Here is a 12,731-nt window from a genome sequence, read left to right as displayed (position 1 = left end):
TTAAAACCCAGGATCCCAGTCAACTTCGATCCGTTGAGCATCGCGATCAATATTCTTAATCACTTGCTCTTCAAGAAACGGAATTAATCGTTCCTTTTGGCCAAAAGCATCTTTCAAATTTGCTTTCACTACTAAAACATCATTTGAACCAGTTTCTAACATATCGGAGACAGTACCTAAGTCATATCCCTTCGTTGTTAAAACCTGCATTCCAAACAATTCGCGCCAGTAGAATTCATCTTCTGACAGTTCAGGTAGTGACTCTGGATTAATTACAATTTCAAAGTTAGTTAGAAGATGAGCATCCTCTCGGACCTCTAAACCTTCAATTTTAGCAACCATACCTTTGTTATGACGCTTCCAACTTTCAACCTTATATTCAACCCATTTGCCCTTTTGGTTTATATACCAAGGACTATAGTCAAAAATGCTTTCAGCATCGTCCGTATAGGAAATAACTTTAAGCCAACCTTTGATACCGTAAGTAGCACCAAATTTGCCAACTACGATTCTTTCAGCTTGCTCTTTCATTAGTTCGTTTCCTTTAACCGACATTGCTTTGTTGCCTACCAATTAAGCCGCTTTTTGAACGTCTTTAACTAGTTTTGCAACACGGTCAGATAGAGAAGCACCTTCGCTAACCCAATGGTTAACGCGGTCTAGGTCTATACGTAGACCTTCTTCTTGACCTTGAGCTGTTGGGTTAAAGAAACCAACGTTCTCAATGTAGCGGCCAGTAGCTGCATTGCGGCTATCTGCTACTACGATTTGGTAAAATGGACGCTTCTTAGCGCCGTGACGTGCCAAACGAATGGTAACCATATCGTCCTCTTTGCTTTCTCAAAAAAATTAACCCCAAAAACCGTTCATTATTTAAACAGTTTGGGGTCTCGTGCCAATTTAAAGCCTCGGAATTTTACTCTTATTTGGGTCTTTTGCAAGGATTTTTGTGATGTCTAAAAGGTTTAGATTCGAAGGATAAAAGTGAAAGGTATAACTCATTGAATTAAAGGGGCTCGAGCACTCACTCAGTTCCTATCTAAAATATAGAGAGGAAGACCATGAGTACTCGAAAATTTTATTGCTATCTACCGAATGGGCCACCCATACCGCCCATTCCACCGCCGCCCATGCCGCCCATCATACCTTGCATATTTCTCATCATGCCTTTCATGCCACCTTTTTGCATTTTTTTCATCATTTTCTGCATTTGAGTGAACTGTTTCAGCATACGGTTTACATCTTGCACTTGTGTACCAGATCCTGCGGCAATACGCTTTTTACGTGAACCTTTAATGAGTTCTGGACGTAAACGCTCTTTCATTGTCATGGAGTTAATCATCGCCTCCATTTGGTTAAACATTTTATCGTCTACTTTATCTTTAACGTTAGCAGGTAGGTTGCTCATTCCAGGAAGTTTATCCATCATCCCCATCATTCCGCCCATGTTCTGCATCTGCCCTAACTGTTCACGGAAGTCTTCAAGATCAAAACCTTTTTTCTCTTTGAACTTCTTCGCCATCTTAGCGGCTTTATTTTTATCGACATTGCGCTCTAAGTCTTCAATCAAAGAGAGAACATCACCCATTCCCAAAATACGTGAAGCAACACGATCTGGATGGAAAGGTTCAAGTGCGTCGGTCTTTTCCCCCACACCTAAAAACTTAATTGGTTTTCCTGTGATATGGCGAACGGAAAGAGCCGCACCACCACGAGCATCACCATCCACTTTTGTCAGGATAACCCCTGTCAAAGGCAATGCATCACCAAACGCTTTCGCTGTATTAGCCGCATCTTGACCAGTCATCGCATCAACGACAAATAAGGTTTCTACTGGCGCTATCGCAGTATGAAGGTCTTTAATTTCCCCCATCATCTGCTCATCGATGGCTAGACGACCCGCGGTATCAACTAAAAGAACGTCATAGAATTTCTTCTTAGCATGATCAACGGCTGCATTCGCAATATCTATTGGCTTTTGGTCGGCTGATGAAGGGAAAAAGTCCACACCTACGTCAGTAGCAAGTGTCTCCAACTGTTTAATCGCCGCAGGGCGATAAACATCAGCAGAAACAACCAGTACTTTTTTCTTATCAACTTCTTTTAAGTGCTTAGAGAGTTTACCAACACTGGTTGTTTTACCCGCACCTTGCAAACCAGCCATCAAAACGACAGCTGGAGGTTGAGCCGCAAGATTTAACGCCTCATTTGATTCACCCATTACTCCTTCTAGCTCTTTTTGAACTATTTTTATGAATTCTTGGCCAGGAGATAATGATTTCGAAACTTCTACACCAACCGCACTCTCTTTTACGCGTTTGATAAACTCGCGTATTACGGGAAGTGCCACGTCAGCTTCCAAAAGAGCCATACGAACTTCACGTAACGTCTCTTTTATGTTGTCTTCTGTTAAACGGCCTTTGCCGCTAATATTTTTAAGTGTTCTGGATAGTCTATCCGTTAAATTTTCAAACATGTCTGTCTCTTTAGCTGGATTCTTCGCAAAACCTTTTCGCAAAACCTTTTCGCAAAGCAAAGGCGATTAATCTCGGCAGTATACCTTAGGTATTAGATCTTCCAAAATCTAAACGAGGATTTATTCAACCCTTAGATAGCTCATCGAGTTTAATCGCGTTATAATCTGTTCATTAAACAAGAATTTATTAGGAAACTATGGACAGCTTAATCGCGATTGCCTCTGCTATTTTATATGCGCTTGCTACAGCGACTATAGTACCTGGGCTATCCCAGCAGACCAAAATAAAAGCGAAAACGGTGTTCATTAGCGCTGCTTTAGCTATTGTTTTCCACGCATGGTTGCTACACGGCCAAATACACAGCAATGCGGGCGGGCAAAATTTAAGTATTCTTAATGTTGCCTCTGTCGTCAGTTTTATAACCTCATTAGTAATGAGTTTTGCGATGTTCAAAGCGCGTTTGTGGTTTTTGCTACCCGTGGTCTACGGTTTCTCTATTATAAGTATCCTTGCTTCTAGCTTTTTACCGGGCACTTTTATTACCCACTTTGAAGGTAAGATGGGGTTGTTAATCCACATTACAATCGCACTGTTTGCCTATGTAACATTAACTATCGCGGCTCTGTATGCTATTCAACTAGCATGGTTAGACTATAAACTGAAAAACAAGAAAGCGATGGCAATTAATCCTAACTTACCTCCACTAATGAAGGTTGAAAGACAACTTTTCAATATTATTCTTCTTGGTAATGGGTTATTGACCTTAACCCTCTTATCTGGATTTGTATTTTTAGACGATATGTTTGCTCGAGGTTCGGCTCACAAGTCCATTTTATCATTTGTCGCTTGGGTAATTTATTCGATATTACTCTGGGGACATTATCAAAAAGGCTGGCGTGGTAAAAAAGTAACTTGGTTTGCTATCGCGGGAGCTACTTTGTTAACACTTGCCTATTTTGGCAGCCGCTTCGTCCGAGAAATCATATTAAACTAATCCAATTATCCGTCACTAAAACCATAGTTTTACCGATATTATAATTGACAGCCCAAATGATTTAGGTCATTAATTGAGCGATAATTGAAAAAAGGAACTCTACACATTGAATGACATATCAACGGGTATACTGTTTGCCATTCTCGCATGTCTAATCGTCATTTCTGGTTATTTTTCAGGTTCAGAAACCGGAATGATGTCATTAAATCGATATCGACTAAAGCACCTTGCAGGAGAAGGACATAAGGGAGCTAAGCGTGTCGAAAAGCTATTAAGCCGCCCTGACCGCCTTATAGGGCTTATCCTTATTGGAAACAACTTAGTTAATATCCTTGCTTCTGCTATCGCGACAATTCTTGGTATGCGCCTTTTTGGCGATGTAGGGGTTGCCATCTCAACCGGATTGCTAACACTTGTTGTGCTTGTCTTCGCTGAAGTCACACCTAAAACTTTGGCTTCACTCTATCCAGAAAAAGTTGCTTATACCAGTAGTCTCATTCTAAATGTGCTAATGAAGATACTTGCTCCATTAGTTCTCTTAGTAAACTTAATTACCAACGGTGTTTTGAGACTATTAGGCATTAGAGCAACTCACGCAACAGAAGACCCTTTAAGTTCAGATGAGCTCCGTACGGTTGTAAACGAGGCTGGAGGCTTAATTCCTCGTCGCCACCAAGACATGTTGGTGTCTATTCTTGATTTAGAAAATGTAGCCGTCAACGATATTATGGTACCAAGAAATGAGATCACCGGTATCGATATTAATGATGATTGGAAATCTATTGTACGGCAACTTACCCATTCACCTCATGGGCGAATCGTACTTTATCGAGATCAGATAGATGAAGTTGTTGGAATGCTGCGTCTCCGTGAAGCCTACCGTCTGATGCTAGAAAAAAATGAGTTCACAAAAGAAACGCTTTTACGCGCTGCAGATGAGGTCTATTTCATACCAGAAGCAACACCGTTAAACGTTCAACTGCTCAAATTCCAACGAAACAAAGAAAGGATTGGACTCATCGTTGATGAATATGGCGATATTATCGGCCTCGTTACTTTAGAAGATATTTTGGAGGAGATTGTGGGGGAATTTACTACCTCTATTGCCCCTAGCCTATCCGAAGAAATAACACCACAAGGTGACGGTAGCTTTCTTATTGAAGGTAGTGCCAATATTCGAGATATTAATAAAGGTTTAAAATGGAAGCTTCCAACCGATGGGCCTAGGACACTAAATGGTCTTATTTTAGAGCATTTAGAAGACATTCCTGAGAGCCAAGTCAGTATTGAGGTTGAAAGGCACCCAATGGAAATTATGAAATTTACTGAGAATAAGATAAGTCTTGTTAAGGTTTTTCCCGCTAGGAAGTAGCTGCATCTGATAAATATTTAATAAAAAAGGAGTATAACCATACCGTTATACTCCTTTTTTGATCATTTCAGAAAATTTTGAGTGATTTACAGAGTTATCTCCACATTACTCACCAACTCTCCTAGTTCCGTATAAATATCATCTACTTATTTAGCTCTTCCAACATAGAAGCAGGCAAAGCTAATTCATCATTTTTATTCACTAGAACACCAGCTTCAATTACATTCTTAGCAATACTTTTTGCGTCGGAAAGTGAATGCATACCATACGTACCACACTGATATTCATTAAGCTCGGGAATATTATTTTGGTTCTCTACTTTTAAAACGTCTTCCATAGCTGCCAACCAAGCCTCAGCAACGCGCTCTTCTGAAGGAGTACCAATCAAGCTCATATAGAAACCTGTACGGCAACCCATTGGAGAGATATCGATAATTTCAATATCACCTCCATTCAAATGTGCACGCATAAAGCCCGCATAAAGATGTTCTAAAGTATGAATTCCTTGTTCAGAGAGTATCTCTTTATTCGGCACACAAAAACGTAAATCGAATACAGTTATCGTATCCCCTTTCGGTGTTTGCATTGTCTTTGCTACGCGTACAGCAGGCGCATTCATTCTTGTATGATCAACGGTAAAGCTATCTAGTAACGGCATTCTTCTGTCTCCATTAGCTCGACTCTGTATTCGAGCCAGTTCATTATTTTAAGTAAGAGAAGTAATCTTCGAGAAATTCATCAAAATTCATTTCATCTGATTGTTCAATAAGTTTTTGGCTTTGAACAGAAGCATTAACTTCGTTTAACATCGCTTGCTGGTTATAAACCTTATAGCTATTAGCTAAATGAAAATCTCTATATTCTGAGCCATAAGTGGTTCCTACTTGCCCAATACCACCTAACTCTTTTGTTTTTTCTAACAGTCGTCCTGAAATCGTCAACTCAGGGTTTTCGATCCACGTCATCAGCTCTTGGCATGTCTGTTGATATTCATTTCCACCGTTTGCGGCGTCCATCTCTACAGCTATCAACTGTAGATCAGCAAATATCTGTTTTGTGTAATCATGCAATGTTCTTTCTTTACCATTGCAACCTTCTGCTAGCATTAAATCAGGTTTTCGACCTTCTTGAATAACTCGATTCCAGTTATCTTTCCAACAACAAAGCTCTTTGTTATCAATTGGTCCAGTATCCTTAATTAAACACCATGTTAAAAATAGATCTAAAAATCGAATCTGTTCCTTAGTGACACCAATAGGACTAAACGGATTTACATCAAGCGATCGAACTTCTATATATTCTACACCACCACGTTTCAAAGCCTCTGACGGCTTTTCGCCAGGTTCACTGACACGTTTTGCTCGAATCGGCGCGTACAATTCGTTTTCAATCTGAAGTACGTTGCTATTGAGTTGTTGGTATTCACCGTTAACCTTAATACCTATTTGAGCAAAATCATCGGAAGGCGTATGAATGGCTTTCTCTAACCCTTCTAGATACTCTTCCAGATTGTTGTAGCTAATTTTCAGTTCACTTTGAGCACTATTAGTATAACCTAAGTCACTCAACCTTAACGAAGTACCGTAAGGAAGATAAAGCGTATGACCGACATTTTCAAAAGGTAGTTGTGTCTCTCTGCCTTGCAAAAACGAAGAACAGATTGCAGGAGATGCACCAAAAAATAAGGGATAAGCCAACCAAAATGGTAATAATTCCGAATAACATTGAAGTATTCATCAGACTTTGTATTGGCTCTTTCATCCTCAGATTGATCCCCGTAAAGAGAATCCCATAAGCTATCTGGAAACGAAAAATTAAAATGAACGCCAGAAATAATTTGCATCAAACTACCATAACGATTTTTCAATCCTTTACGGTATAACGTCTTCATTTTGCCTACATTCGACGAGCCATATTGAGCAAAGGCAATATCATCTTCATTTTCTACATAACAAGGCATAGAAAGCGGCCACAGTTTCTCGTCTCCCATCTCTTTCATTGTAAAGTGGTGGATATCAGATAACTGCCCGACTAACTCTTCTACGTTAGAAGAAACAGGAGTTATAAATTCTAGTAGGGACTCGGAAAAATCGGTAGTCACCCACTTATTTGTTAAAGCTGACCCCAGGCCGGCAGGATGTGGAGTTAAAGCTAAATGCCCATCTAAAGTATATCTCAGAGTTTCACGCTCAACACCACGACCAATATTTTTAAAATTGTCAGGGTTTTTCGCTACTTTTTTAAGCCTAGAGGAAAAATTTGTCAAAACAGTGGTCACTTTTTCATGTTTTTGCGTAGATTACGCTTTTTTATATAAATTACTAGCTCTGCATTTTGTTATACAAAGAGAAAAAAGAGAGGCATTCAATCACCTCTCTCTCCTATATGCGTTCTCTATTTTGATATTTCAAGCTCTATAAGCGGTATATCTAATTTTTCTAATTGAGGCTTAAGCGTATTCGCATCCCCAACAACGATAATTTGATAATCTTTTGGGTTAAACCATTTGCTTGCTACATCATTCAACTTGGAGCGACTCACGTTACTTAATACCGTATTACGCTGCTCAACATAATCTTCATCCAACGAATAATTAATTATGTTAGATAACAGCCTAGCCTTCTGGCTTGGTGTTTCGTATTTCAACGCGTCTTGTTGACCAACCGCTAAGCGCATAAATGAAAGCTCTTTTGATGTCATTCCACCTTCACTATATTGCTTCATCTCTTTGATTAACTCTTGAATCGACGGGATAGTAGAGTCCGCTCGAACTTGAGCATCAAAGACAATGATACCGATTTCCCGATTACTCGCATGATAGCCACTGGCACCATAGGTATAGCCTTTATCTTCACGCAAGTTCTGGTTAATACGGCTATTGAAATTACCTGCAAGATTAAAATTCGCCAACTGGCTTAGATACTGCTCACCCACCGTGTCATACGGTAATCCTTGTCTCACCAATCTAACCACACTTTGAGGAGCTTTTGGCTTATCGATAAGATAGATATGCTGTGTATCTTTTGCTTTTACTATTTGTGGGCGAAGAATTGGCGCATCAGATCCTTGCCAATCACTCATGAAGCTAAGATTTTGAATCAATGTTTCTTTCGATACATCTCCTACAACGACGACCTGTGCACCTAATGGTGTATAGTTGCTGTCATAAAATGCTTTCACATCGTCAAGTTGAATGCTCTCTATAGACTGTAAAGTGCCATCGTTCGAACGCCCAAATGTTGATCGGCCAAACAATATTTGTCGTGTTGCTTGAGAGGCTAACCAAGCTGGTTTCTGATGTTCATAGATAAGCCCCTCAACAGATTGTTTCTTTATCCGGTCGAAGTCCTCTTGCTTAAACGCAGGTTTAAACAGCATTTCTTCCACAATGTCTAACGTCTGGGAAAGATTTTTCTCCAATGAGGATACACTAATCGTTGTTGTATAGTTTCCCGAACCAAAACTGATAGAACTGCCTAATTTATCGAGTTCAGCTTGTATCGTTTCAATGCTTCTCTCTGTCGTTCCTTCTTGCATCATTTCAGAAGTAAAGTTTGCCAGTCCCTCTTTGCCTTTAGAAACATATCTATGACCTGCAGGTAACATAATTTGTAGTTCCACAGTAGGCGTTTCTCTTGATTCGCTGCCTAATATTTCAATGCCATTGTCTAAATATACATTGTAAAGCTCAGGCATAATGCCTTTGACTGCACCGCCTACAGGTGGCATTTGTGTACGGTCAAAGCTGTCTTTCGCTTTGGTGTATTCCAAATCGCTGTTTTTTACTTTTTTATATGTCGGCAATGTTCTTTCTGGCGTTACAAAATTTGCTGGTTTGACAACAAGGTCGAGCTGCCCTTTTGGTACAACGCTGAGAGTGACTTTGTTTTTTCCATCGACAAATGAGTTATAAGCACTCATTACTGCTTCAGGAGTCACGCTTTTGAGTTGTTCAAGCTGTATTTCTATCCTGTCTGGCTGACCATAAAAGGTTTCATTGGATGCTAACTGTGTCACTTTTCCTCTAACGCTTTGCAAAGCAAATACAGCGCTAGACTCTGCCTGACCGATAATTTGCTCTAGCTTATCTTCCTCTACTCCTGTGTCTTTGAAATCGACCAGAGCTGACATTAAATCCCCATAGATTTTGCTTAAATCACCTTGTTCACCTGAGTCTCCCATTGCATAAACATAGAAACTACAAGAGAGTTCTGCACATTGGTGGAATGCGCCAGCATCGATAACCTTTTCACTTTTCACAAGCTCTTGATAGAGAACACTATTTTTACCACTACCTAAGACTGAAGCAAGCGTATCTAATGCGGCTTGGCTCTCTTCTCCACGATAAGTGGTTGGCCATCCAATCATCACCATCGGCTGCTTAATGCGGTCTTCAAGCGTAATGTATCTATCTTTCGTTAATTCAACTGGCTGTTTATCTGCTTTTTCAACTTCAGGGCCTGTAGGTATCGAGCCAAAATATTTATTAACCCAATTTAATGTTTGTTCTACATCGATATCGCCACCGATAGTTAATGTCGCATTATTCGGACCGTACCAACGAAGGAAGAATGCTTTCAAATCATTAACATCGACCCTATCTAAATCTTCTACATACCCAATGGTCTGCCAAGAATAAGGATGCCCTTCGGGATAAAGTGCCTCTCCTAACCGCTCCCACATCAGTCCATAAGGACGATTATCATAATTTTGCGCTCGTTCATTCTTAACAGTATCTCGCTGAATTTCGAATTTTTTCTGTGAAACGGCATCAATTAGAAAGCCCATACGATCGGACTCTAACCAAAGGACTTTCTCTAACTGGTTCGATGGAACCGTTTCAAAATAGTTCGTTCTATCTCGGTTTGTTGTTCCGTTAAGCGTCCCACCAGCTTCTGTGATTATTTTGAAATGCTCTTGATCTCCAACATGCTCCGACCCTTGGAACATCATGTGCTCAAAAAAGTGGGCAAAGCCAGATTTTCCAACTTGCTCTCTCGCTGAACCAACATGATAGGTCACATCAACGTGCACTAAAGGGTCTGAATCATCAGGTGACAAAATCAACGTTAATCCGTTATCCAACACAAACTTCGAATAAGGAATCGAAACCTTGTTAGGTTGAGCTATAGATTGCTCAACAAAAGTGATATTTTCTGGTATTTGAACGTCACTATCGAAAGATGCAGTTTGAGAACAGCCATATAAGGCAACTAAAGACACTGCACCGAACCATATTTTACTCATTAATATTTCCTTAAATAAATCCATAAAACAACGCTGCTAAAGCGCTATACCTCAATGCCTTTCCGAGGGCTATCAAAACAACAGTTGGCAGAAACTTCATCCTTAACCAACCCGCTGCAAGACAAAGAGGATCACCGATAACGGGTAGCCAGCTAAATAAAAGGGCAAAATAGCCATACTGTTTAAGCCATGCTATCGCTTTATGACCATGTTTTTCTTTTTGAGTTCGATTGGGTATCCACAAACCTATCCAGTAATTGGTAAGCCCACCTAACGTATTCCCCGCAGTCGCGACTAATATGACAGAAAATGCCGTATGTTGCTGTGTATTTAAGGTAGCGATCAATGTAGCTTCAGATGCACCTGGCAATAACGTAGCACTTAAGAAGCCTGATATACCTAACACCCAAAGTGCTGACTCGTTAAAGTAGAGATAAATCTGTTCTAACACCGCATATCCAGTACGAGTTTGCCTCTTGTGTGTCCAGTTTCCAATCTACGGTGCGCTTCTATCACGTCCTTATAAGAGATGGCAGGTTGAACATCTACTTTCAACAAGCCAACACCGACCATGTACAGCATAGCTTCCAATTGTTCTGGGCTAGGTTCTACAAGGATGCCTGATGCATTGAAACCAAGCATCTCTGCCTTTTCACAAATAAGATCTCTTGTGATTGTAGGAATGGTAATTACTCGCGCCTCGTCTTTTAGACATTTAAGGGCATCAAGTGCCACATCCCCACCAATAAGATCGATGAGAACATCTACATCCGAAAGTCGCTCAGACACTGCTGCAAACTGGTAATTAATAGCATGGGCACCAAGATTCGCAAGGTAATCTAAATTTGCTTCACTACACGTGGTATATACTTCCGCTTGCGCTGCAATGGCTATTTGAACGGCAATATGTCCAACGCCTCCAGCTCCAGCAAGGATTAAAACTCTGTCGCCCGCTTTGACTTCGGCTTTACTTAAGGCTTGTGCGGCTGTTTGTGCTGCGACAGGCAGGGCGGCTGCAGCTTCTAGTGTTACAGCATCAGGTACTAAGCTCAGGTCGTCCTCTGCCACACAAATATATTGACTGTATCCACCAGCGGTTAATGGAAAGCCTATAAGGCCAGCTACCGTATCTCCCTCAACAAAACGCTGTGCGTCTTCACCGGTTGATACTATTTTACCTGAAATATCGTAACCAGGAGTCCAAGGTAAATTATTTTTATTTTGAGCGGCTGCCCATCCTAGTCCGGCTCTAGTTTTTACGTCTATCGGGTTTAAACCGGCAAAATAAACCTTTACCAACACTTCACCCTTTTGGGGTTCAGGTATTTTCTCACTCACAAAATCCAACACTTCCGGCTTTCCGAATTCAGGTATTACTATTTTGATGTTCTCACTCATGTAGGCTCCCTAAAACAAACAAAAAAGGGATGCGTTAGCATCCCTTTGACTATAAACCATTTTGTTCTATTTGGTTAACCCAATTGTAGAGATTATGACCAGAACTATCCAACAAGCGCTAGCAAGATACCCGCAGCTACTGCAGAACCAAGAACACCCGCTACATTAGGACCCATAGCATGCATTAGAAGGAAATTGTGCGGGTTAGCCTCAAGACCAACCTTATTCACAACACGAGCTGCCATAGGAACAGCAGAAACACCTGCAGCACCAATAAGTGGATTGATGTCTTCTTTTGACAGCTTATTCAGAAGCTTCGCCATGAGAACACCAGCAGCCGTACCAATACTAAATGCAACGGCACCCAGTGCCAAAATACCTAGAGTTTCAAGATTTAAGAACTTGTCAGCTTGCAACTTCGAACCGACACCAAGGCCTAAGAAAATGGTCACTATATTGATGAGCTCATTTTGGGCCGTTTTAGATAAACGTTCAACGACTCCAGCTTCACGCATCAGGTTACCTAGACAGAACATACCTACCAAAGGTGTAGCTGATGGCAAGAACAGTATGGTCATCAAGAGTACAGCAAGAGGGAAAAGTATTTTCTCGATCTTACCAACGTGACGTAACTGAGCCATTTTGATCTTGCGCTCTTCCGGCGTAGTAAGAGCTTTCATTATTGGCGGTTGGATGATTGGCACTAAAGCCATATAGCTATATGCTGCAACCGCGATAGCCCCTAACAAATCCGGTGATAATCGACTGGATAAGAATATGGCTGTCGGTCCATCTGCACCACCTATGATAGCGATTGATGACGCGTCTGCTAGAGTAAACTCCATACCAGGTATGTAATTTAACAGAATAGCCCCAAACAGCGTCACAAAGATCCCGAATTGAGCCGCAGCACCTAACCATAATGTTTTAGGGTTAGCTATCAAGGCACCAAAATCGGTCATAGCCCCTACACCCATAAAAATGAGTAGTGGGAACACACCCGTTTCAATACCTACGTGATATACGTAATACAGCATACCGCCAGGTTCAGTAAAACCAGCATTAGGTATATTTGCTAGTACTGCACCGAAACCAATTGGCAATAGTAGTAAGGGCTCAAAGCCCTTACGAATAGCCAAAAATAGTAACAGGCATCCGACTGCGATCATACAGATCTGGCCAAATTCAAAATTGGCTACCCCTGTATCATTCCAAAGACGCATTAAACCTTCCATGACTCTCC

Annotated in this window: 10 protein-coding genes and 1 pseudogene; 2 read left to right on the top strand and 9 right to left on the bottom strand. The window is 40.9% G+C overall.

Annotation, left to right across the window (positions count from 1 at the left end; genetic code table 11):
- The 3 genes from rimM to ffh form a co-directional block, all read right to left on the bottom strand.
- Entirely contained in the window at window positions 1–555 is a 555-nt protein-coding gene (gene rimM, locus PGX00_RS04765; protein ID WP_272137924.1) for a ribosome maturation factor RimM, read from the bottom strand.
- Window positions 556–573: 18 nt separating this feature from the next.
- Complete coding sequence (gene rpsP, locus PGX00_RS04760; RefSeq protein WP_272133352.1) at window positions 574–822, bottom strand: 30S ribosomal protein S16; 249 nt, start codon at window positions 820–822, stop codon at window positions 574–576.
- 262 nt (window positions 823–1,084) lie between these two features.
- Window positions 1,085–2,476 (bottom strand): signal recognition particle protein, encoded by a 1,392-nt coding sequence (gene ffh, locus PGX00_RS04755; protein WP_272133349.1) that lies wholly within the window; start codon window positions 2,474–2,476, stop codon window positions 1,085–1,087.
- Window positions 2,477–2,673: 197 nt separating this feature from the next.
- Between ffh and PGX00_RS04750 the strand changes: the two genes are divergently transcribed.
- Both PGX00_RS04750 and PGX00_RS04745 read left to right on the top strand, forming a co-directional pair.
- Complete coding sequence (locus PGX00_RS04750) at window positions 2,674–3,471, top strand: cytochrome C assembly family protein (RefSeq protein WP_272133347.1); 798 nt, start codon at window positions 2,674–2,676, stop codon at window positions 3,469–3,471.
- A 106-nt stretch (window positions 3,472–3,577) separates the two neighbouring features.
- Window positions 3,578–4,843 (top strand): HlyC/CorC family transporter, encoded by a 1,266-nt coding sequence (locus PGX00_RS04745; protein WP_272133345.1) that lies wholly within the window; start codon window positions 3,578–3,580, stop codon window positions 4,841–4,843.
- Between the two features lie 142 nt (window positions 4,844–4,985).
- Here the strand turns inward: PGX00_RS04745 and luxS are convergent, their stop codons facing one another.
- The 6 genes and pseudogenes from luxS to PGX00_RS04715 all read right to left on the bottom strand — a co-directional run bounded on the left by luxS (window position 4,986) and on the right by PGX00_RS04715 (window position 12,723).
- Window positions 4,986–5,501 carry an S-ribosylhomocysteine lyase gene (gene luxS / locus PGX00_RS04740; protein WP_272133343.1) on the bottom strand — a complete coding sequence of 172 codons (516 nt, stop codon included), beginning with the start codon at window positions 5,499–5,501 and terminating at the stop codon, window positions 4,986–4,988.
- A 43-nt stretch (window positions 5,502–5,544) separates the two neighbouring features.
- Window positions 5,545–7,109 (bottom strand): annotated as a pseudogene (gene gshA, locus PGX00_RS04735) (glutamate--cysteine ligase).
- Window positions 7,110–7,237: 128 nt separating this feature from the next.
- Window positions 7,238–10,090 (bottom strand): M16 family metallopeptidase, encoded by a 2,853-nt coding sequence (locus tag PGX00_RS04730; RefSeq protein ID WP_272133341.1) that lies wholly within the window; start codon window positions 10,088–10,090, stop codon window positions 7,238–7,240.
- Window positions 10,091–10,100: 10 nt separating this feature from the next.
- On the bottom strand, window positions 10,101–10,541 hold the full coding sequence (locus PGX00_RS04725; protein ID WP_272133339.1) for a YqaA family protein: 441 nt from the start codon (window positions 10,539–10,541) through the stop codon (window positions 10,101–10,103).
- The gene (locus PGX00_RS04720; protein WP_272133337.1) at window positions 10,535–11,488 is read right to left on the bottom strand and encodes an NADP-dependent oxidoreductase; all 954 of its coding nucleotides are present in this window, start codon (window positions 11,486–11,488) and stop codon (window positions 10,535–10,537) included. The genes PGX00_RS04725 and PGX00_RS04720 overlap by 7 nt, the downstream gene beginning before the upstream one ends.
- 104 nt (window positions 11,489–11,592) lie before the next feature.
- Window positions 11,593–12,723, bottom strand: coding sequence for a sodium ion-translocating decarboxylase subunit beta (locus tag PGX00_RS04715; RefSeq protein WP_272133335.1), 1,131 nt, complete (start codon window positions 12,721–12,723; stop codon window positions 11,593–11,595).
- Between the last annotated feature and the right edge of the window lie 8 nt (window positions 12,724–12,731).

Origin of the sequence: Vibrio algarum, from assembly GCF_028204155.1 — a bacterium.
Lineage (GTDB): Bacteria > Pseudomonadota > Gammaproteobacteria > Enterobacterales > Vibrionaceae > Vibrio > Vibrio algarum.
This window is presented reverse-complemented; position numbering and strand designations above follow the sequence as displayed.

Excerpts from the sequence above, each read along its gene's own strand:
- rimM (WP_272137924.1), bottom strand. The coding sequence starts at position 555 with ATGTCGGTTAAAGGAAACGAACTAATGAAAGAGCAAGCTGAAAGAATC.
- rpsP (WP_272133352.1), bottom strand. The coding sequence starts at position 822 with ATGGTTACCATTCGTTTGGCACGTCACGGCGCTAAGAAGCGTCCATTT.
- ffh (WP_272133349.1), bottom strand. The coding sequence starts at position 2,476 with ATGTTTGAAAATTTAACGGATAGACTATCCAGAACACTTAAAAATATT.
- PGX00_RS04750 (WP_272133347.1), top strand. The coding sequence starts at position 2,674 with ATGGACAGCTTAATCGCGATTGCCTCTGCTATTTTATATGCGCTTGCT.
- luxS (WP_272133343.1), bottom strand. The coding sequence starts at position 5,501 with ATGCCGTTACTAGATAGCTTTACCGTTGATCATACAAGAATGAATGCG.
- PGX00_RS04730 (WP_272133341.1), bottom strand. The coding sequence starts at position 10,090 with ATGAGTAAAATATGGTTCGGTGCAGTGTCTTTAGTTGCCTTATATGGC.
- PGX00_RS04720 (WP_272133337.1), bottom strand. The coding sequence starts at position 11,488 with ATGAGTGAGAACATCAAAATAGTAATACCTGAATTCGGAAAGCCGGAA.
- PGX00_RS04715 (WP_272133335.1), bottom strand. The coding sequence starts at position 12,723 with ATGGAAGGTTTAATGCGTCTTTGGAATGATACAGGGGTAGCCAATTTT.